The following is a 20,800-nucleotide window of genomic DNA, read 5'->3' on the forward strand; positions in this document are numbered from 1 at the left end:
AAGTGCTCCTTAGTTTAGGGTTTTCGCTTTTTCAGCAGCTTCTTCGATATTGCCTACCATGTAGAAAGCCTGTTCCGGCAAGTGATCATATTCACCGCTCAGAATAGCCTTAAAGCCGGCAATAGTATCACGCAGAGATACATATTTACCCGGCGCACCGGTAAATACTTCCGCTACGTGGAAAGGCTGTGACAAAAAGCGCTGAATTTTACGCGCACGGTTTACAGTCAGCTTGTCTTCATCAGACAATTCATCCATACCCAGAATTGCAATAATATCGTTTAATTCTTTGTATTTTTGCAGAGTAGTCTGTACACCGCGTGCAACATCATAATGTTCCTGACCGATTACAGCAGGATCAAGCTGACGAGAAGTGGAATCCAGCGGATCTACAGCAGGATAAATACCTAAAGAGGCAATATCACGGCTCAGCACGACTGTAGCATCCAAGTGGGCAAAAGTAGTAGCCGGAGACGGGTCAGTCAAGTCATCCGCAGGTACATATACGGCCTGAATAGACGTGATAGAACCAGTTTTAGTGGAAGCAATACGCTCCTGTAAGCGTCCCATCTCTTCAGCCAGTGTCGGCTGATAACCCACAGCAGACGGCATACGTCCTAATAATGCAGATACTTCAGTACCGGCCAGTGTGTAACGGTAAATGTTATCGATGAACAGCAATACATCGCGACCTTTACCATTTTCATCTTTTTCATCACGGAAATATTCCGCCATGGTCAGCCCGGTTAATGCCACACGCAGACGGTTACCTGGTGGCTCATTCATCTGACCATACACCATCGCTACTTTATCCAGTACGTTGGAATCTTTCATCTCGTGATAAAAGTCGTTACCTTCACGGGTACGTTCACCAACGCCGGCAAACACAGACAAACCACTGTGTGCTTTAGCAATATTATTAATCAGTTCCATCATGTTTACGGTTTTACCCACACCGGCACCACCGAACAGACCAACTTTACCGCCTTTAGCAAACGGGCACAGCAAATCAATCACCTTGATGCCGGTTTCCAGCAATTCAGTAGAGCTGGAAAGTTCATCAAATTTCGGTGCCTGCTGATGAATAGAACGGGTAGTATCGGTTTTGATTTCACCTGCCTCATCTACCGGGTGACCCAAAACGTCCATAATCCGGCCCAGAGTCGCTGTGCCTACCGGTACGGTAATCGGAGCACCGGTATTGATTACGGCCATACCGCGTTTCAGACCATCGGAAGTACCCATCGGAATGGTACGTACAATACCATCACCCAGTAACTGTTCAACTTCCAGAGTTAAATCAGTATCAACCAGTTTAAGAGCGTCATACACATTGGGGATAGTATCATGCGGAAATTCAACGTCCACTACCGCACCAATGATTTGTACGATTTTGCCTTGGCTCATTATCGCATCCTAAGTTTATTTGACCTGTTCTGCTTAAACAGCAGCAGCACCGGCCACAATTTCTGACAACTCTGTGGTAATCGCTGCCTGACGCGATTTGTTATATATCAGACGCAATTCTTTAATGGCATTACTTGCATTATCAGTAGCAGCTTTCATCGCTACCATACGTGCAGCCTGTTCGGCAGCCATATTTTCAGATAAGGCCTGATAAACCACAGACTCTAAATAACGGCGGACTAAAAATTCCAGCACCTGCTGTGGTGATGGTTCGTATACATATTCCCAGCCGAACTCTTTGCTTTCAGATACTTCATCCAGAACATTCTGACCAATCGGCAACAGGGTTTCCAGACGTGCTTCCTGACGCATAGTATTTATAAAACCTGCATAAACCAGATAAATAGCATCCAGTTTACCTTCGGCATAGCGCTGAAAAATTTCCGTTAACGGACCTAATAATGTAGCTACTTTGGGTGTATCACCCAAACCCACAGCACTGGCAATGACATTCAAACCCACACGGTTACAGGCTGCCAGCCCTTTACCGCCCAGACACACAATCTCTGCATCCAGACCATTCTGCTCACATTCCTGCACCTTATGAAAGAATGCTTTTAAAATATTTGCATTCAATCCGCCGCACAAGCCTTTATCTGTGGTAATAACAATAAAGCCAACACGCTTGCTATCATTATTACTGCGCAATAAAGGTACGTTATGAGTAGAGTGGGTTTGTGCCAGATGGCTCATCACCAGACGAATTTTATCGGCATACGGACGCGCCTGACGCATCCGTTCCTGAGTCTTCCGCATTTTAGAGGTTGACACCATCTGCATCGCTTTAGTGATCTTTTGAGTATTCTGAACACTGCGAATTCTGGTGAGAATCTCTTTTCCTACTGCCATTTCAGACTCCTTTCAATAACACGCTTACGCAAAGCTGTAAGACGATTTGAAGGTCTTCATGGCGTTGTCCAATGCTTTGGCATTATCATCGCTCAAAGCGCCGGTTGTATCAATGTCCTGTAACACATTCGGACACTGGGTACGCACATAGCTTAAAAATTCTGCTTCAAAGGCCAATGCTTTTGATACCGGCACATCATCATAAGAGCCGTTATTAATCGCCCACAGTGTCAGCGCCATTTCACCTGTGCTCAGTGTACTGAACTGCTTTTGTTTCATCAGTTCCGTCACAACTTCACCATGACGCAGCTGTTTACGGGTAGCTTCATCCAGATCAGAAGCAAACTGCGAGAATGCAGCCAATTCACGGTACTGTGCCAGTGCCAGACGAATACCGCCGCCCAGCTTTTTAATGACTTTAGTCTGTGCTGCACCACCTACACGGGATACTGAAATACCGGCATTGATAGCAGGACGAATACCAGAGTTAAACAGGTCTGTTTCCAGGAATATCTGACCATCTGTAATCGAAATTACATTAGTAGGTACGAATGCAGATACGTCACCGGCCTGAGTTTCAATAATTGGCAAAGCAGTCAGAGAACCAGTTTTACCTTTAACGGCACCTTTGGTCAGTTCTTCTACCTCATGTGCATTAATGCGGGAAGCGCGTTCCAGCAAGCGTGAATGCAGATAGAATACATCACCCGGATAAGCCTCACGACCTGGCGGACGACGCAAAAGCAGGGAAATCTGACGATACGCCACAGCCTGTTTAGACAGGTCATCGTATACAATCAGCGCATCTTCGCCGTTATCACGGAAATATTCACCCATACTGCAACCGGCATATGGCGCAATATATTGCAGTGCAGCTGCTTCTGATGCAGTGGCAGCAATAATGATGGTGTGATCCATGGCACCATGTTCTTCCAGTTTACGTACTACACTGGCAATGGAAGAAGCTTTCTGACCGATAGCAACATAGATACAGATAACACCGGTATCTTTCTGATTAACAATGGCATCAAGTGCCACGGCTGTTTTACCAGTCTGACGGTCACCAATAATCAGCTCACGCTGACCACGACCAATCGGTACCATTGAGTCAATGGCTTTCAAACCGGTTTGCATTGGCTGATCTACAGACTGACGCGCAATCACCCCGGGAGCAATTTTTTCTACCGGAGCGGTGTGTGTAGTATTAATCGGACCTTTGCCATCGATCGGGCGGCCAAGTGCATCAACTACGCGACCAATCAGTTCACGGCCAACCGGTACTTCCAGAATTCGGCCGGTACAGGTAACTTCGTCACCTTCCTTAATATGTTCTGATTCACCCAGAATCACGGCACCTACAGAATCGCGCTCCAGGTTCATAGCGAGACCAAATGTATTGCCGGGAAACTCGAGCATTTCACCTTGCATCACGTCTGATAAGCCGTGAACGCGCACAATCCCGTCAGTTACAGACATTACAGTACCGCGGGTACGTAATTCTGAATCAACGTTCAGGTTTGCGATTTTAGCTTTAATCAAATCGCTAATTTCAGCAGGATTAAGCTGCATGAAAACTCTCCTAATTCATCAATGCCGTATGCAGGCTGTTTAATCTGCCTTGCACCGACAAATCCAATACTTGGTCACCAACTTCTACTTTTACGCCACCAATCAATTCCGGGGCAACCACCTGACGCGCTTTCAACCGGCTTTTGAAATGGGCTTCCATATCTAAAACGACTTGTGTAAATTGTTGTTCGTCAATGGGATAAGCCGTGTATACAGTGGCCTCTTTTATGTCGTTTAGGGACAAAGCATAGTCTTGGAATAACGTATAAATTTCTGGCAAAACTGTTAAGCGTTTGTTCTGCGCTAACAGAAAGATGAAATTTTTTAATTCATCAGCCGGCGTAAAATCCACTAATGACAGGATTTGTTTTGCCTTTTCTGTGTATTCGCTTTCCGGCTCGTCAATCAGTAACTGCACTTTGGGTTGCAGAATAATTTCAGCCAGTGTTTTCAGTTCGTCCAACCAAGACTCAATCTGATTCTGTTCTTGTGCCAGACTGAATAATGCCTTTGCATATGGTCTGGCTATGGTTGCGAACTCAGCCATGGGATTACAGCTCCTGTTTCAGGTTCGCCAGTAAATCAGCGTGACGTGAAGGATTAACTTCGCTGCGCAGGATAGATTCGGCACCTTTAACAACCAAATCAGCTACCTGTTGACGCAATGCTTCACGGGCTCTGTTGGCTTCCTGCTCAACATCAGCTTTTGCCTGAGCCATGATACGGGCAGCTTCTTCTGATGCCTGCGTTTTGGCATCTTCAACAATCTGCGCGGCACGCTTTTCTGCATTGGCCACCATTTCGGAGACCTGACTGCGACCCTCGGCTAAGATATCAGCAACGCGTTTTTCCGCCTGAGCAAAATCGTTTTTCCCGCGTTCGGCAGCAGCCAAACCTTCGGCAATTTTGTCGGCACGGGCATCAAGTACTTTGACAATGGGTGGCCATACGAATTTCATCGTAAATAGCACAAACATGATAAAAACGAGTACTTGTGCGATTAGGGTTGCATTGATATTCACGATTAAACCTTTAGAATTTGTGTTTATTAATTAAAACAGTTAACAACCAGCAAATCCAAGTTTATCAGCCACCAATTTTGATAAAGTATAAGAATGATACGCCCAGGGAGATAATGAACGTAGCATCAATCATACCCATGATAATGAAGAATTTACCCAGCAATGAGCCCATTAATTCAGGCTGACGGGCAGAAGATTCCATGTATTTTGCACCCAGCATACCAATACCGATAGAGGCACCCATTGCAGAAATACCAATCATCAGACCACAAGCGATAGCGATTAAACCACCCATTTACTTAACTCCTTAAATATAAAAAAAGAGAATACTACAACAAATAAACTGACCCTTAATGGGAATCGTGAGCCTGACCCAGATAAACAAAAGTCAGTACCATAAAGAGATAGGCCTGCAGGGCGATTACCAGAATATGGAATATAGCCCATGCCAGACCTGCAATAATCTGCAGGATAAACAGCATAACATCACTGACACCGGCGGCACCGGACACACCCCATGCACCACCCATTAAGGCAATAACCATAAACAGAATTTCACCGGCATACATATTACCGAACAGTCGCATACCATGTGAAAGGGTTTTGGAGAAAAACTCAATAATATTCATCAGAAAGTTTGGGATAAACAACCAAACTTTGTTACCGAACGGCACACTGAATAATTCATGAATCCAGCCACCCAGTCCCTTGATTTTAATATTATAAACAAAACATAAAAACAAGACTGAAATCGCCATGGCCATGGTTGCATTCAGATCGGCAGTAGGTACTACACGCAAATAGGCATGATGATCACCGGTAGCATGCTGCCATGCCCATGGCAGTAAATCTACCGGCAATAAATCCATGATATTCATGAAGAGAATCCACATGAATACAGTCAGCCCCAGAGGAGCAATAATCTTACGAGATTTCTCGTTATGAATCATATCTTTGCAGGCACTGTCAACGAATTCAATCAGCAATTCAATTGCAGCCTGAAAACGGGTTGGCACGTCTGCTTTCATACGTTTTGCTGCTATAAACAAGATAGCAGAAGCGATTACACCGGTCAAAATGGAAAAGAATAGTGTATCCAGATCAAGAAATGAGAAATCAACCAGATTTGTCTGATAATCTGGTGATTTCTGGGTGTAATTAATTAAATGATGGCTAATATATTCGCCCGGAGTCATCTCTGTGCCGCTCATAATAACAATCTTTTTCTAAATGTGAACAATCCAGCCTGACTGACCAGTATTAGTCCTGTCAGGAAAGCAAACCAGTTAACAGCGGAATAGCATAAATACACCAATAACATCATCAGGCATATCATCAGAATTTTGCTAATCTCGGCCATTAACAGTGTTGCAGGTAATAGCGCCGGTAATTTTTTTGCAGCAATAATAGTTAATATCGCCAGTAATGTAGGTATCAGGTAACTCAGCCCACCTAATACTGCTGACCAGATAGCAGAATAATTCCACAACCATGCGGACACGCAAACTGCGGCAAACAACATGACTGTTTGCCAAAACATGATCCACTTCATTCTGTTACCCTGAAAAACACTTCGGTAAGCTGCAATAATATAATCAACTAATACAATATCGTCAAGTAATTTTGTGAAATTTTGTTAAATTAACTACACCTAATTAATTAATTTTTCTATATATTTCTACAATATTGCTTAAACTGATAACCCAACTAAACAATTTTGCCACAGTTAATTTCTGTTTGCAGGAATTATTCTAGTCCTAATTTCTGTAATAAATGACTTAAAGTTTCCGGATTATCAAACTGTAGAATAATCCGGCCGCTGCGCTGATTTTTACTTTGTACCTGCACTGGCACAGAAAAACGCTGCTCAAGCGCCGCTTCTATTTGTTGAACTTCACAGCTTTTTTCTGCCGGATGGCGTTTGGTAGCCTCCGGTTTAGCCTGAATTTGCTGACAGCGACGCTCAACTTCCCGTACTGACCAGCCATTTTGTACTGCTTTCTGTGCCAGGTCAATTTGCTGGATAACCGGCAAAGTTAATAAAGCTCTGGCATGTCCCATTTCCAGCTGACGGCCATACATCAGGTCCTGAACCGGTTGAGGAAGATTAAGTAAACGGAGACTGTTAGAAATACTGCTGCGGCTACGGCCAACTGCTTTGGCTACTGTATCATGTGTAAGACCGAATTCATCTACCAGACGTTTCAGCCCCTGGGCTTCTTCGATAGGATTCAGGTTCTGCCGCTGAATATTTTCAATCAGTCCCATTGCCAGCGCAGCTTCATCGGTAATACTTTTAATGACTACGGGTATTTCCTGCAACCCGGCAAGCTGAGCAGCACGCCAGCGACGCTCACCAGCGATAAGTTCGTACTGATGCAGCCCCATTTCACGTACGATAACTGGCTGAATAACGCCCTGAGCACGAATTGAATCAGCCAGTTCCTGTAACCCTTCATCATCAATCTGGGTTCGTGGCTGATAACGCCCGGGAATAATATCTGTAACTGCTACTGTTGTTAAACGATCCCCTCCGGTAATATCGCTACCGGAACCAAGCAGGGCATCCAGTCCTGCACCCAAACCTTTTGCTTTTACCATGTATCGCTCTTTAATTTCCGGATTAACACCACATTGTGGCAAAGGCTGTTATTACATAAATACATTTAATTTATGCTTATTAACTGCTTATTTGCTGGTACGCAGCAATACCTCATCAGCAAGTGCCAGATAGGCTCTGGTACCAGTGGCACGAGGATCATATTGCAAGGCCGGCATGCCATGGCTTGGTGCTTCTGCCAGACGTATATTACGCGGAATCGGTGTACTGAACAGCTTATCGGGAAAGTGGGTACCCAGCTGTTCGTCCACCTGTTTAGCCAGCAAACTGCGCGGGTCGTACAGGGTACGGACAATACCTAAAATATCCAGTTGCGGATTGATGGCCTGGCGGATTTTGCGCACGGTGGCAATCAGATCGGAAATACCTTCCAGTGCATAATACTCACACAACATGGGTACAATAATGTGCTGTGCTGCAACCAGACCGTTAATGGTTAATAAAGTCAGTGTCGGCGGGCAGTCAATGATAATGTAATCGTACTGATCTGCCACTTGTGCCAGTGCATTTTTCAGGCGCATTTCCCGCGCCAATTCCTGCACCAGCTCCACCTCAGCACCTGCCAGAGCACGATTAGCAGGCAAAACATCAAAGCCGCCATGCTGAGCAGAAGTAATGGCCTGCTGAATAGTTTCATTACCAAGCAACACAGCATAGACTCCGCTGGTTACATTGGCTTTATTAATGCCACTACCAGTCGTGGCATTACCCTGAGGGTCGAGATCAACTATCAGAACTCTGGACTTTTTTTCCACCAGCGAAGCGGCCAGATTAACTACGGTTGTAGTTTTACCTACCCCGCCTTTCTGGTTGGCTACTGCAATAATATGCGCACTCATGCACTTTCTTTCTTGCGTACCAGAACCATATGCCGCTCTGCATCCAGATGCGGTACGCTGAGTTTATCTACCCGGATCAGTTCTGTATTTTCAGGTAACCGTTCAATTTCTTCATAGGGATAAACTCCCTTCATAGCCGCCCAGTAACCGCCTTTTGCCATCAGCTGTTTAGTGATGGTAACAAAATCATTCAATTCAGCAAAAGCCCTGCTGGTAATGACATCGAACTGCTCACCAACCATGGCTTCTACCCGTGCCGTTATAACTTGTACATTACTTAAGCCCAGCTCGATTACTGCCTGTTGCAGGAATGATGTTTTTTTGCTGTTAGCATCAAGCAGGGCGACAGCCAAATCAGGGCGTGCTATAGCTACGGGTATGCCCGGCATACCACCGCCGCTGCCTACGTCAATCAGGCCTCTGGCATGCTCTACATAAGGCAAAAGAGTGAGGCTGTCGAGAATATGATGACTGATAACATCCTGATCATTGCGCAGTGCAGTCAGATTGTAGGTACTATTCCATTTTTTCAACAGCTCTACGAAGGCCAGTAATTGTAATTGCTGCGGAACAGTCAGTTCGATATTCATCTGCTGCAAACCTTGTTGCAACATGGTTTTCATGTCATTCATATTTTTTTGCTCCCTCAAAACCCCGTTTCAGATGCACCATCAGTAATGCGACTGCCGCCGGTGTGATACCGGATATACGTGAAGCCTGTCCAACTGTTTCGGGACGAAATTGATTCAGTTTTTGTTGTACCTCTGCGGAAAGGCCTTTTACCAGCGTGTAATCAATGCTGGCCGGTAATTTTAGTTTTTCCAGATTCTGACGGTGACTGATTTCTTCATTTTGCCGTTCAATATAACCCTGATATTTGACCTGAATTTCTACCTGCTCAGCCGCATCGGCTTCAAGTACTTCTTGCTGTGCATTAGGTAAAGTCATTAAGTCAGCATAGCTGACATTAGGCCGGCGCAGCATATCCAGCAAACTGGATTCTTTACTCAGTGGCTGACCCAGCACCCGCTGCTGATCACTCAATGGCAGATTCAATGGTGTATACCATGTGTGGCTCATGCGTTGCAGTTCGCGCTCAACTGCTTCCTGTTTTCGCTGAAATATTTGCCATTGCGCATCATTGACCAGACCAACAGCTCGCCCCAGACCGGTCAGACGCATATCAGCATTGTCTTCACGCAATTGCAGACGGTATTCGGCACGACTGGTAAACATGCGGTATGGCTCAGTAACGCCTTTAGTAATCAGATCATCCACCAGTACACCTAAATAAGCCTGATCACGTTGCAATACCAGTGGTTCTGCTTCACGCAGATATAATACAGCATTGGCTCCGGCAAGTAAGCCCTGAGCGGCGGCTTCTTCATAGCCGGTAGTACCGTTAATCTGTCCGGCAAAAAATAGTCCGGCTATATTTTTGGTTTCGAGACTGGCCTTGAGATTACGCGGATCAAAATAATCATATTCAATGGCATAACCAGGGCGCAGGATATGTGCGTTCTGCAATCCGGGCATTGAATGCACCAGCTTTAACTGAATATCAAACGGCAGACTGGTAGAAATACCGTTCGGATAATATTCGTGTGTTTTCAGCCCTTCAGGTTCCAGAAAAATCTGATGGCTTTCTTTATCGGCAAAACGATTGATTTTATCTTCTATAGAAGGACAGTAACGTGGACCGACTCCTTCAATCTTACCGGTAAACATCGGGCTGCGGTCGAAACCGCTACGGATAATATCGTGGGTGTGACTATTAGTATGAGTAATCCAGCAGGAAATCTGCTGCGGATGTATCTCCCGGCTGCCACGTACTGAAAATACTGGTGCCGGATTGTCGCCTGGCTGTTCTTTAAGCTGGCTGAAATCAATACTGCGGCCATCAATCCTTGGCGGGGTACCGGTTTTCAAACGTCCCTGCGGTAAATTCAGCTCTTTTAGGCAGCCTGATAAACGCTGGGCAGCCTGATCACCGGCGCGACCACCGGCATAGTTTTCCAGACCAATGTGAATTTTACCAGCCAGAAAGGTACCAGCCGTCAGCACCACTGTACGACTACGGAACATAACGCCCATTGCCGTCATTACTCCGACAACACGGCCATGTTCCACAACAATATCTTCTACCTGCTGCTGAAATAATTGCAGGTTCGGCTGATTCTCCAGCATGGAACGGATAGCTGCTTTATACAGAATGCGGTCGGCCTGTGCCCGTGTTGCACGTACTGCCGGTCCTTTTGATGCATTCAGGCGACGAAATTGAATACCTCCGTAATCAGCAGCCAGCGCCATTGCCCCGCCCAGTGCATCCAGTTCGCGCACCAGATGACCTTTGCCGATGCCGCCGATAGACGGATTACACGACATTTGTCCCAGAGTTTCGATATTGTGGGTAAGTAATAATGTTTGCGCACCCATACGCGCAGCGGCCAAAGCCGCCTCTGTACCGGCATGTCCGCCGCCCACCACAATTACATCGTATTCAATCGGATAATTCATTTGACAACAGTTGATTCCATAGCATTGTTTTTTCAAGAAACAATGCCTGAGCAAAATAGTGCTATTTTACGCGAGCTGTTGCCATTTGTCAGGCATGTAAAAATGCAAAGAGATTTTTCACCCCGGCAGTTATTGCAGTCTGTCTGTTTTAACGGCCGTGCACACCCTGCCATGCGGCATCAAGTCTGGTACCGGCTGCCTGTAATGCAGCATCAGCCTGCTGGCGCTGAACATCAGCCTGATTAAAATCATTTTGCAGACGAGTAACATTATCCTGTGCATTTTTCAGCTGTAACTGCGCCGATTGCAACTGAGTTTGCAATTGCAATGCTTTACTCTGGCTGGCACTTTGTGCTGACAGTGCCGCCTGATAAGCTTTCTGAGCACTGAGTAATTCAACATCGGCAGGAGATTCAGCCCATGCCGTAACCGCCAGACCTAAAATCAACCACAAGCTATATTTTACTTTCATGCCTGCTAACTTTCTTAATCAGAATTAATCTTAATTAGAATTAATGTGCACATACATGCTGATATTGCTGTTCGGAAGCTGAACCACTGGTAATACCCATCGGGCGCAAGTCTGTTTCACCGAAATGATCCTGACGGATCAGTTCACCATGCGCATCCAGCAACTCTACATCAAGTACCCGGAATATTTTACGACTACAGTCAATCTGTGTTGTACTCAGTGCGGTTTTATAAGCCGGTGTGTTACTGTAATACTGCTGTTTAGGGTCGATAACGGTTTTACGATCGCGGAAAGTAACCAGATTACCCTGGCGTTTAATACTGCCGCTATCAAGCGCATACTGGATATTACCACTGGCGGATACACCAAGCTCAACCCAGCTGCCACTGGCTTTCGGAACATTGGTGGTAGTACATGCAGCCAGAATAGCACAAACAGCCAAACTGGTTATCAGGTGACGGAAATAAATGATTTTCATGCTAATTCCTTGCAACAGCCATCAGGTAACTGTCGGAAATAAAGGTAAATTGCAGTACAATACCCGTTTCAGATTAAATGTAACAGGTGTTTTGTGACCCATGCCGAGCAAATTTTACACGATGTTTTCGGCTATCCGGAATTTCGCGGACAACAGGCAGAAATTATCGACACAGTAGCCAGCGGTCATAATGCACTGGTACTGATGCCTACCGGCGCGGGCAAGTCTTTATGTTATCAAATTCCGGCATTAATGCGCGATGGTGTCGCTATTGTGATTTCACCACTGATCGCACTGATGCAGGATCAGGTTACAGCTCTGAATGTCAATGGTATTTCTGCCGCCTGTGTACACGGAGGCACCAGTGGTGAAGAGATACAGCGCATTGCTGATGAAATCGCGGCTGAGCATCTGAAGCTATTATATGTAGCACCGGAACGTCTGGTTATGCCGCGTTTTTTACAGTTTTTACACAATACCCGTATTAGCCTGTTTGCGATTGATGAGGCTCATTGTGTCAGCCAGTGGGGACATGATTTTCGTCCTGAATATCAGCAACTGAGCATTCTGGCAGACGAATTTGCCGGTATTCCGCGTATTGCCCTTACTGCCACAGCAGATAATGCCACCAGAGCAGATATTCAGCACTATCTGGATTTAACAGACGCACGATTATTTGTTTCCAGCTTTAACCGCCCGAATATTGACTATCAGGTTATTGAAAAAAACAACGGTAAGAAACAGTTATTACAATTCATCCGCAGCCAGATGTCCGGAGAGAATGGTATTGTTTACTGTCTGTCACGCAAGCGTGTGGAAGATATTGCTGCTTTTCTAAGCGAAAACGGTCTGACTGCCCTGCCCTATCATGCCGGACTGGACTGGGAAATACGCAGCCGGAATCAGCGCCGCTTCACACAGGAAGATGGCATTATTATCGTAGCAACAGTAGCTTTCGGTATGGGTATAGATAAACCGGATGTACGTTTTGTTGCCCATCTTGATATGCCTGTCAGCATTGAACATTTTTATCAGGAATCGGGGCGTGCCGGCCGTGACGGCCTGCCTGCCACCAGCTGGCTGTGTTATGGTCTGAATGACTGGGTACTATTGCGCGAACGGATTGAGCTTGCTGAGCGCGATGAAGCGCAAAAACGCATTGATTTACAAAAACTCGATGCCATGCTGGCCTTTTGTGAGACTGCAGACTGCCGCCGCCGGCTCTTGCTGCGCTACTTCGGAGAGGAAGGTGAGTCCTGCGGACATTGCGACAACTGCACCGACCCGCCCAGCAGATTTGACGGCACTGTACTGGCACAAAAATTACTTTCGTGCGTGTATCGGGTAAAACAGCGTTTTCCTACCGGACATGTGATTGATGTTTTGCGCGGTCGCGAAACAGACCTGGTAATACGCTGCGGACACCAGCATTTATCTACTTTCGGTATAGGCAGTGAATTAACAGTTAAAGAGTGGCGTACAGTGGTACGGCAATGCGTTGCGTCAGGGTATCTGAATGTTGATATAGCCAATCAGGCATTACAGCTTACTGAGCAGGCACGGGCAGTATTAAAAAACCAGCAACAGGTCTGGCTGCGACCATTGAAGCATGATAAAACCCGCAGTAATCGCAATACTGAAACCTGGCTGCGTACTGAACGCGAAGAACGTCTGTGGCAAACTCTGCGCAACTGGCGTAAAGAACGCGCCAGCAAAAACAATGTACCAGCCTATACCATTTTTGCCGACCGGACATTACAGGATTTAGTCCGGCATCCACCGGCCACACTGGCTGATTTAAACCATATTTATGGATTAGGTGAAAGTAAAATCAGAAATTTCGGTGCAGATATTCTGGCTCTGTGTCGCAAATGGGCGCAATAATAGTCAGAACGTCTCCGCTATTCTGCTCATAAATCATTTATTTTCTCAGTTTTTATAACTTTTATCTTTGCTTATCCGGTCATGATTCTGCCTTTATACCGGTACAGCAAATAGTTTTTCATAACAGGTGATTATCGGCGGAATAACACCTGATTTTGCCTACTTTATGTGCATGAGAATGTCCGGTAATACGGGCATTCTGCTACCGGTATCCTGCCATTACCTGATTATTATTTTTATCTGTTTTTTGGTAATTTTTCGCATCTATTCCAGGATTCATTTACCCATCCACCTGATTAGTTTGTTCACCTGCTATGCTTACGACAATTAAAATATTTTTATTCAATTCTATGTCCTCATTATTTTTTAGTCCATACTTTGTGGATTGGATTAGATCAGTCAATATTTAAGACACAACAATAGTACATTAAAGCTATACTCTGATTTTTTAGAGTATTTTTATGAAGTTTGATATTGGTAATTGGGTAAAATCAGCTCGTTTGAATGCGGGTTTAAGTCAGGAAGAATTAGCTTTAGCACTTGATTTATCGGGAAAGGCATCAGTATCTGCATGGGAAACTAATAAAAATGGTGTGTCATTTGATGTAATGGTAAAAATCTCAAATTTATGTGGATATCCACTCCCATATATTGAACCAGACAATACTCAAATGATCCGTAAATCAAAAAATGGATATATCAGAATAAATTATCTAAATGTCTGTAGTGATATTAATGTTGAAAATACTGAAGTTGAGCCGCTGGAAGCAGAGCAAATAATTGAGATACCTGAAGCTTGGGCGAAAGAAAATATAGGGAATAACCTAACATCAATTGCGATAATAAAAGCAAAAGGTGATTCTATGAATCCCACATTAAAGAACGGTGACCTACTATTTATTGATACTACAATTCAATTTTATATGTCTGATGGTATATATGTTTTTTACGTTGATAATGGTTTTAGTATTAAACGATTGCAATTATTATTTGATGGTCAATATCGCGTAATGAATGATAATCAATCAAGATATCCCTCGGAAACAATTACTCGTGGTGATTTGGATAAAATTCATATTTGTGGCAAAGTCGTCGCATATTGGACTATTAATAGGTTATAAAGAAATAATCAATAAATATAGAAGTTCATATGATTTGGACTTTTGTTTTTTCTTTTATCTCTAAATTATCAGACACCTACCATGCTCAAATTTATCTGTTATATAGATTCACTATCATTACCGATGGCAGATTGTCTTATTTGCCCGGTTGTCAATTATAAGTATCTCCATCTGCTTTAACTTAGGCTACTTGCATAGCAATCATCTGATTGAGTACAACGATTATTTTATTCTATATACAATATTCTAAGCATATTACTGAAAATAAAATAATCTAATTCAGACCTGTTACCTTCTAACAAAGATTTCAGACAAGTTGGTTACAGACATCAGTATTTCAGTCGCAGGCAAGAAATGACCATTTTTTACACTTTGTTTTCAATAATATAAACCAATGATTTATCTATAATAAATAGCCATGTCAACCATGAATGATGCGCTATATCAAATAAATGTGAAAAATGCTGCTTTATTCATCATACAAATCCCATATATAGTAAAAAAAAGCGCAACAACAGCATTTAAACACTAAATATAGTATTTTTTTACATATAAGCACTGTGATCAGATAAATTGTTATTATTTAATAACAATGCAGTAACTGCTGCCGGTTATTACAGGCAGCAGAAGGATAATCAGCATGAAACCCATTGTAATTAAAAGAGATGGTTGTCACGTACCTTTTGATACAGCCCGCATCAAAGAAGCCATACAACAAGCAGCCAAAGCAGTACAGATTAACGATATCGATTATTGCCATCAGGTGGCAGAAAGTGTGGCTGGTCATCTTGCCGAGCGTGAATATATTGATATTCATGATATCCAGCAGGCTGTTGAAGACCAGTTAATGGCCGGACAGTACAAGGAGCTGGCCCGTGCGTATATTGAATATCGCCATTCCCGAGATGTGGCACGTGAATCACGCAGTCGTCTAAATCGTGAAATTCAGGGTTTGGTTGAACAAACCAACTTTAGTCTGCTCAATGAAAACGCCAACAAAGACAGTAAAGTTATTCCGACACAGCGCGATTTACTGGCCGGCATTGTCGCCAAACACTATGCACAGCAGCATTTGCTGCCACGCGATGTGGTACTGGCGCATGAACGGGGTGAAATCCATTACCATGATCTGGATTATGCGCCTTTTTTCCCGATGTTTAACTGCATGCTGATTGACCTGAAAGGCATGCTGACTAACGGTTTCAAAATGGGTAATGCCGAAATCGAGCAGCCGAAATCAATTGCCACTGCCACTGCGGTAACCGCACAGATCATTGCGCAGGTAGCCAGCCATATTTATGGCGGCAGCACCATCAACCGTATTGATGAAGTACTGGCTCCCTTTGTTCGTGCCAGCTACAACAAACATCTGGCAGTTGCAACTGAATGGCAGATTGCCAATGCAAACGAGTATGCACGTGCACGTACTGAAAAAGAGTGTTATGACGCCTTTCAGTCACTGGAATATGAAGTTAATACCCTGCATACAGCCAATGGTCAGACTCCTTTTGTAACCTTTGGCTTTGGTCTGGGTACAAGCTGGGAAAGCCGGCTGATACAAACCGCTATTTTACGCAATCGCCTCGCAGGCCTTGGTAAAAATGGCAAAACAGCCGTTTTTCCCAAACTGGTATTCAGCATTAGAGATGGTATTAACCACAAAGCCGGTGATATTAACTACGACATTAAACAGCTGGCTCTGGAATGTGCTTCCAAACGTATGTATCCGGATATTCTTAACTATGATCAGGTTGTCGCTGTTACCGGTTCCTTCAAAACCCCGATGGGCTGCCGCAGCTTCCTTGGTGTCTATGAAGAAAACGGGGAGCAAATCCATGAAGGACGAAACAATCTGGGGGTTATCAGCCTGAATCTGCCCCGTATCGCCATAGAAGCCAGATATGATGAAACACACTTCTGGCAGTTACTGGATGAACGTCTGCAACTGTGCCGCAAAGCACTGATGACACGCATTGCCCGTTTTGAAAATGTCAAAGCCAGAGTAGCTCCGATTCTGTATATGGAGGGTGCCTGCGGGGTACGTCTGAATGCTGATGATTCAGTAGCTCAAATATTCAAAAACGGCCGCGCCTCAATTTCACTGGGCTATATCGGTCTGCACGAAACCATTAATGCCCTGTATGGTACCGAAAAACATGTTTTTGATAGCGAAACCCTGCGCGAGAAAGCCATTGCTATCGTACAAAAACTGCGTGACACTGCCGACCGCTGGAAAGCCGAAACCGGTTATGGTTTCAGCCTGTACAGCACACCCAGTGAAAACCTGTGTGATCGCTTCTGCCGGCTTGATACTGCCGAATTCGGGGTTATCGATGGTGTGACCGATAAAGGTTACTATACCAACAGCTTCCATCTGGATGTTGAGAAAAAGGTTAATCCTTACGATAAAATCGATTTTGAAGCACCCTATCCGAAAATGGCCAGTGGTGGTTTTATCTGCTACGGGGAATATCCGAATTTACAACACAATCTTAAAGCATTAGAGGACGTGTGGGACTACAGCTACCGATACGTTCCCTATTACGGAACCAATACTCCGATCGATGAATGCTACGACTGTGGATTCAGCGGTGAATTTTCCTGTACCAGCAAAGGTTTTGTCTGCCCGAAATGCGGCAATCATGATCCTGCACGGGTATCCGTTACCAGACGTGTATGCGGTTATCTGGGCAGTCCGGATTCCCGCCCGTTTAATGCCGGCAAACAGGAAGAGGTTAAACGACGGGTCAAACACCTTGGTCAGCAATGTGGTGCACTCTAAGTATGAATTATCATCAGTATTATCCGGTTGATGTTGTCAACGGTCCCGGAACCCGCTGTACGCTGTTCGTAGCCGGCTGTGAGCACAAATGCCGGGGCTGCTATAACGCCACCACATGGCGGACAGATTCCGGTAAGCCATTTGACCAGCAGATGGAAGACCTGATTATCAGCGACCTTAACGACAAACGCATTGTGCGTCAGGGGCTGTCGCTCACCGGCGGAGATCCGCTGCACCCGCATAACCTGAATGCTATCTTGAAACTGGTCAGACGGGTACGGCAGGAAACCGAACATAAAGACATCTGGCTATGGACAGGCTACACACTGGCAGAATTATCACCGGCACAAATGCAGGTTGTAAATGAAATCAACACCCTTATCGACGGTAAATTCATACAGGAACTGAAAGATCCGGCATTAATCTGGCGCGGCAGCAGTAATCAGCAGATTCATTACCTGCATCCGGTATAATTCAACCATCTGGCACCATTGTAGTTAACAGATTAATTCTGCATAACAGCAATGGTGCTTCTTTATCTCTTGCTGTCAGAAAATTTTTCTAATAAACCAGTCAGTTATTTTACTCGCTTGTTCTCAGACTGCCCGAAATGGCCGGAATGGCATAAAATTCGCATATTACAAGTAAAATTCTGGGATAATTTACCTTTAATATTCTGGTTTAAACAATCAAAACACATTCGTCTTAGTGCTGCCAAATCACCAGAGCAGCACAAATTTACTCAATTAAACCGTAGACAACACTACCTGCATCTATTCTGAGCATATTGGTGGTCAGTTAATAGTGACATACGGTTTTATTTACCCGGATACACATGGACAATACCAATGAGCATAATTGATGTAACTGACAGACGCGCCGAAACTCAGGCAATGCTGGATAAAGCAGATCTTTTGTTTGACCGCAGAACCTGTGAAACCAGGCTGGAGCAAATGGCTGCGGACATCACTGCAGCATTAAGTGATAAATACCCGCTGGTATTACCGGTGATGGGCGGTGCAGTTGTTTTCACCGGAAAATTACTGCCATTACTGCGTTTTCCGCTGGATTTTGATTACATCCATATTTCCCGCTACGGTGATAAACTTAAAGGTGGTAATTATCAGTGGCTGCGTGCCCCGCAGAATGCGGTAGTCGGACGCCACATTCTGGTACTGGATGATATTTTGGATGAAGGGCATACACTGGCAGCCGTAAAAAAACAGATACTGGAAATGGGTGCAGCCAGCTGTTCTACAGCTGTTTTTGCCAACAAACTGATTGGCAAAGAAAAGCCCATTATGGCTGATTTTGTCGGACTGGATGTTCCCAATCGTTATGTTTTCGGGTATGGCATGGATGCTGAAGGTAAATGGCGTAATCTGGACGAAATTTATGCTCTGGCTGAGTAATCGTCAATAACAGTATCTATTGTATGCAGGCCATGGTTATCTACACCGTGGCTCCTTGCTCATTCTTAGATTTTCCGGTTTTGAAATACATATAACATAATCAAATTTAATTCCATCATTATCATTAATAAAATCACGGTTCACTCAAAGCTATAGCATTAAAACTGTATCTAAATCATTAATATATCTACTGCATTAAATGATCATTTTTGAAAGACAGCAAACTGTTTCAAATCTGCTTTGAAATATATTTTTTATAAAAAATAAAGAATTAATGCGGGATTAAGCTAATTCATGTTCAAATTTAAATAACAGCCATACAGCACTAATAAAAATGTTAATATCATAATATATCAGCATACATAGAATATATATGTAAAATATACATACAAAATAATATGTTATATTTTATTAAATAATTTTTTTAATGATTACAATAAAAAAATAAAATATTACATTAACTATTGATTATATTATTTAATTAACACATTCTTGACAAATTTAATTACTCGCCAGTATGATGTCTATACCGTATTAAATAGTACGGTCAGCTCTGGAAGGCTGTTTTATCAGACAGATAAACCATTAATATTTTTCATTATGGTTTTTTCATATTCTGTTTACCGAGTCATTGGCATACCTTTTCGATGGTAGACAATGGCAGGGAGGCTTTATGCCTGCCGGTTCTGATTAACGGTCTTCCAGCCTTGCCATTCTTCTGCCGCCAGATGCGTCTGGAAGCGCATAGCGGTTTGATTAGAATAATCAGGAAAGGCAGTGTTTATGACTATTTTTGTGGCGGAAAGCCGCCATTTGGAAGCGTATATGTTACGCCTGTTTCCGCCAGCGATGGCTCCAATTACCAATAAGCAGGTTTTACCAGAGTTTTGTCATATTAATTTGCGTGAAAACAACACCTTTGGTTCTGATATACGCTTATTTATCAGATATAAACTGAAACGCCCTAAAAAAGTAATTATTTACTCAGCCAAGCCTGACAGCAAAGTCAATTGAGTATTATAATCAGTAATGAGATAGTTAGTTTTTATAATATATTATATTTATTGCATTTAGTATATTTTTTGTATTAATAGCTACAATTATCTGATTGTAGAAAGGGGATAAAGAAATGTTGCAAAAAAAGGATTGCCTGAAAAATTTAAGATAATGTCCGTACAGACTCATTGATTCCGGTCATTATCTATCAGTTAGTTTATTTGTCTATGTTTCCTGGTTCTTTAGCTTTTTAAGGGGCGGAACCAGGCTTTTTGCATTCTGGACTATCGTTTTTACTGCTATACCGCCCTAGTATCTTTTATTGCCTCATCGCTTTATGCCCTTCATCACGTAATTGCAATATTTTCTTACCTTCTGCCTTAGCCTGTACCATTTTTCCCGCTTTAACCAGATTATTGGTTTTATCAATTTCTGCAATCAATTTATCCATCTCAGCATAGTATGCTCTCAATTTTGGATTATTCGGTGCAGCATTTTCCAGACCGGAAGGTTTTTTTGCTTTAGCGGCCACGGCAGCAGCCCGCATACTGGCCAGAGCTTTACTGGCATCTGCGACTGTTTGCGCTGAATTAAAACGCGCATAACTCATATTAATAGCACTCATATAAACGTTTACGCCATTCGCCTGAACAGTCATCACTGATAATATCAGTGATAATAACAATATCCCTGCAGAGAGAAATTTTTTGGTTGCCATCTGATTTTCCTGTTCTTCAGTTAATCCTAAACATTTTATATATAAAACAGCGCA

General features: G+C 43.7%; 21 protein-coding genes. 6 read left to right on the forward strand and 15 right to left on the reverse strand.

All coding sequences use genetic code 11. The features are described 5' to 3' along the window. Window positions 1-9 precede the first annotated feature (9 nt). The 14 genes from atpD to H3V00_RS06870 form a co-directional block, all read right to left on the reverse strand. Window positions 10-1,407 carry a F0F1 ATP synthase subunit beta gene (gene atpD / locus H3V00_RS06805; protein ID WP_025331622.1) on the reverse strand — a complete coding sequence of 466 codons (1,398 nt, stop codon included), beginning with the start codon at window positions 1,405-1,407 and terminating at the stop codon, window positions 10-12. A 33-nt stretch (window positions 1,408-1,440) separates the two neighbouring features. Next, window positions 1,441-2,316 (reverse strand): F0F1 ATP synthase subunit gamma, encoded by an 876-nt coding sequence (atpG, locus tag H3V00_RS06810; protein WP_025331623.1) that lies wholly within the window; start codon window positions 2,314-2,316, stop codon window positions 1,441-1,443. Window positions 2,317-2,340: 24 nt separating this feature from the next. Beyond that, window positions 2,341-3,885: a F0F1 ATP synthase subunit alpha gene (atpA, locus tag H3V00_RS06815; protein ID WP_025331624.1), complete on the reverse strand. Its 1,545-nt coding sequence runs from the start codon at window positions 3,883-3,885 to the stop codon at window positions 2,341-2,343. 10 nt (window positions 3,886-3,895) lie between these two features. Then, complete coding sequence (locus H3V00_RS06820) at window positions 3,896-4,432, reverse strand: F0F1 ATP synthase subunit delta (protein WP_025331625.1); 537 nt, start codon at window positions 4,430-4,432, stop codon at window positions 3,896-3,898. Between the two features lie 4 nt (window positions 4,433-4,436). After that, window positions 4,437-4,907, reverse strand: coding sequence for a F0F1 ATP synthase subunit B (locus H3V00_RS06825; RefSeq protein WP_078475493.1), 471 nt, complete (start codon window positions 4,905-4,907; stop codon window positions 4,437-4,439). Between the two features lie 64 nt (window positions 4,908-4,971). Further along, window positions 4,972-5,202, reverse strand: coding sequence for a F0F1 ATP synthase subunit C (gene atpE / locus H3V00_RS06830; protein WP_078475492.1), 231 nt, complete (start codon window positions 5,200-5,202; stop codon window positions 4,972-4,974). A 55-nt stretch (window positions 5,203-5,257) separates the two neighbouring features. Beyond that, complete coding sequence (atpB, locus tag H3V00_RS06835) at window positions 5,258-6,118, reverse strand: F0F1 ATP synthase subunit A (protein ID WP_084586237.1); 861 nt, start codon at window positions 6,116-6,118, stop codon at window positions 5,258-5,260. Further along, on the reverse strand, window positions 6,115-6,447 hold the full coding sequence (locus tag H3V00_RS06840; protein WP_171991531.1) for an ATP synthase subunit I: 333 nt from the start codon (window positions 6,445-6,447) through the stop codon (window positions 6,115-6,117). The genes atpB and H3V00_RS06840 overlap by 4 nt, the downstream gene beginning before the upstream one ends. A gap of 206 nt (window positions 6,448-6,653) precedes the next feature. Continuing rightward, window positions 6,654-7,508: a ParB/RepB/Spo0J family partition protein gene (locus H3V00_RS06845; RefSeq protein ID WP_198190408.1), complete on the reverse strand. Its 855-nt coding sequence runs from the start codon at window positions 7,506-7,508 to the stop codon at window positions 6,654-6,656. A gap of 87 nt (window positions 7,509-7,595) precedes the next feature. Continuing rightward, window positions 7,596-8,366: a ParA family protein gene (locus H3V00_RS06850; protein ID WP_025331630.1), complete on the reverse strand. Its 771-nt coding sequence runs from the start codon at window positions 8,364-8,366 to the stop codon at window positions 7,596-7,598. Further along, the gene (gene rsmG, locus H3V00_RS06855; protein ID WP_025331631.1) at window positions 8,363-8,998 is read right to left on the reverse strand and encodes a 16S rRNA (guanine(527)-N(7))-methyltransferase RsmG; all 636 of its coding nucleotides are present in this window, start codon (window positions 8,996-8,998) and stop codon (window positions 8,363-8,365) included. Before rsmG ends, H3V00_RS06850 begins: the two co-directional genes overlap by 4 nt. Beyond that, window positions 8,991-10,883, reverse strand: a complete 1,893-nt coding sequence (mnmG, locus tag H3V00_RS06860; RefSeq protein ID WP_198207254.1) for a tRNA uridine-5-carboxymethylaminomethyl(34) synthesis enzyme MnmG — start codon at window positions 10,881-10,883, stop codon at window positions 8,991-8,993. The genes rsmG and mnmG overlap by 8 nt, the downstream gene beginning before the upstream one ends. 148 nt (window positions 10,884-11,031) lie before the next feature. After that, window positions 11,032-11,355 carry a hypothetical protein gene (locus tag H3V00_RS06865; RefSeq protein ID WP_025331633.1) on the reverse strand — a complete coding sequence of 108 codons (324 nt, stop codon included), beginning with the start codon at window positions 11,353-11,355 and terminating at the stop codon, window positions 11,032-11,034. A 40-nt stretch (window positions 11,356-11,395) separates the two neighbouring features. Then, window positions 11,396-11,833, reverse strand: a complete 438-nt coding sequence (locus tag H3V00_RS06870; protein ID WP_037394744.1) for a surface-adhesin E family protein — start codon at window positions 11,831-11,833, stop codon at window positions 11,396-11,398. Between the two features lie 93 nt (window positions 11,834-11,926). Here H3V00_RS06870 and recQ point away from each other — a divergent pair, with 93 nt between their 5' ends. From recQ to H3V00_RS06900, 6 genes are all read left to right on the forward strand, one after another. After that, window positions 11,927-13,717 carry a DNA helicase RecQ gene (recQ, locus tag H3V00_RS06875; protein ID WP_198207256.1) on the forward strand — a complete coding sequence of 597 codons (1,791 nt, stop codon included), beginning with the start codon at window positions 11,927-11,929 and terminating at the stop codon, window positions 13,715-13,717. 461 nt (window positions 13,718-14,178) lie between these two features. Further along, the gene (locus H3V00_RS06880; RefSeq protein ID WP_198207258.1) at window positions 14,179-14,838 is read left to right on the forward strand and encodes a LexA family transcriptional regulator; all 660 of its coding nucleotides are present in this window, start codon (window positions 14,179-14,181) and stop codon (window positions 14,836-14,838) included. Between the two features lie 640 nt (window positions 14,839-15,478). Continuing rightward, complete coding sequence (nrdD, locus tag H3V00_RS06885; RefSeq protein WP_198207260.1) at window positions 15,479-17,620, forward strand: anaerobic ribonucleoside-triphosphate reductase; 2,142 nt, start codon at window positions 15,479-15,481, stop codon at window positions 17,618-17,620. A gap of 2 nt (window positions 17,621-17,622) precedes the next feature. Beyond that, on the forward strand, window positions 17,623-18,093 hold the full coding sequence (nrdG, locus tag H3V00_RS06890; protein ID WP_025331637.1) for an anaerobic ribonucleoside-triphosphate reductase-activating protein: 471 nt from the start codon (window positions 17,623-17,625) through the stop codon (window positions 18,091-18,093). A gap of 381 nt (window positions 18,094-18,474) precedes the next feature. Continuing rightward, window positions 18,475-19,032, forward strand: coding sequence for a hypoxanthine-guanine phosphoribosyltransferase (locus H3V00_RS06895; RefSeq protein ID WP_025331639.1), 558 nt, complete (start codon window positions 18,475-18,477; stop codon window positions 19,030-19,032). A gap of 783 nt (window positions 19,033-19,815) precedes the next feature. Beyond that, window positions 19,816-20,046: a hypothetical protein gene (locus tag H3V00_RS06900; RefSeq protein WP_174830725.1), complete on the forward strand. Its 231-nt coding sequence runs from the start codon at window positions 19,816-19,818 to the stop codon at window positions 20,044-20,046. Window positions 20,047-20,347: 301 nt separating this feature from the next. On the opposite strand, the gene H3V00_RS06905 is transcribed toward H3V00_RS06900, so the two are convergent. Further along, window positions 20,348-20,746, reverse strand: a complete 399-nt coding sequence (locus H3V00_RS06905; protein ID WP_025331641.1) for a cytochrome b562 — start codon at window positions 20,744-20,746, stop codon at window positions 20,348-20,350. Between the last annotated feature and the right edge of the window lie 54 nt (window positions 20,747-20,800).

Origin of the sequence: Snodgrassella sp. W6238H11 (genome assembly GCF_016100525.1) — a bacterium.
Classification (GTDB): Bacteria; Pseudomonadota; Gammaproteobacteria; order Burkholderiales; family Neisseriaceae; genus Snodgrassella; species Snodgrassella alvi.

Coding starts and splice junctions, on each gene's coding strand:
- atpB (WP_084586237.1), bottom strand. CDS start 6,118: ATGAGCGGCACAGAGATGACTCCGGGCGAATATATTAGCCATCATTTA.
- H3V00_RS06870 (WP_037394744.1), bottom strand. CDS start 11,833: ATGAAAATCATTTATTTCCGTCACCTGATAACCAGTTTGGCTGTTTGT.
- rsmG (WP_025331631.1), bottom strand. CDS start 8,998: ATGAATGACATGAAAACCATGTTGCAACAAGGTTTGCAGCAGATGAAT.
- atpA (WP_025331624.1), bottom strand. CDS start 3,885: ATGCAGCTTAATCCTGCTGAAATTAGCGATTTGATTAAAGCTAAAATC.
- nrdD (WP_198207260.1), top strand. CDS start 15,479: ATGAAACCCATTGTAATTAAAAGAGATGGTTGTCACGTACCTTTTGAT.
- atpG (WP_025331623.1), bottom strand. CDS start 2,316: ATGGCAGTAGGAAAAGAGATTCTCACCAGAATTCGCAGTGTTCAGAAT.
- mnmG (WP_198207254.1), bottom strand. CDS start 10,883: ATGAATTATCCGATTGAATACGATGTAATTGTGGTGGGCGGCGGACAT.
- atpD (WP_025331622.1), bottom strand. CDS start 1,407: ATGAGCCAAGGCAAAATCGTACAAATCATTGGTGCGGTAGTGGACGTT.
- H3V00_RS06820 (WP_025331625.1), bottom strand. CDS start 4,432: ATGGCTGAGTTCGCAACCATAGCCAGACCATATGCAAAGGCATTATTC.
- H3V00_RS06865 (WP_025331633.1), bottom strand. CDS start 11,355: ATGAAAGTAAAATATAGCTTGTGGTTGATTTTAGGTCTGGCGGTTACG.
- H3V00_RS06905 (WP_025331641.1), bottom strand. CDS start 20,746: ATGGCAACCAAAAAATTTCTCTCTGCAGGGATATTGTTATTATCACTG.
- nrdG (WP_025331637.1), top strand. CDS start 17,623: ATGAATTATCATCAGTATTATCCGGTTGATGTTGTCAACGGTCCCGGA.
- atpE (WP_078475492.1), bottom strand. CDS start 5,202: ATGGGTGGTTTAATCGCTATCGCTTGTGGTCTGATGATTGGTATTTCT.
- H3V00_RS06900 (WP_174830725.1), top strand. CDS start 19,816: ATGACTATTTTTGTGGCGGAAAGCCGCCATTTGGAAGCGTATATGTTA.
- H3V00_RS06845 (WP_198190408.1), bottom strand. CDS start 7,508: ATGGTAAAAGCAAAAGGTTTGGGTGCAGGACTGGATGCCCTGCTTGGT.
- H3V00_RS06880 (WP_198207258.1), top strand. CDS start 14,179: ATGAAGTTTGATATTGGTAATTGGGTAAAATCAGCTCGTTTGAATGCG.
- H3V00_RS06850 (WP_025331630.1), bottom strand. CDS start 8,366: ATGAGTGCGCATATTATTGCAGTAGCCAACCAGAAAGGCGGGGTAGGT.
- H3V00_RS06840 (WP_171991531.1), bottom strand. CDS start 6,447: ATGTTTTGGCAAACAGTCATGTTGTTTGCCGCAGTTTGCGTGTCCGCA.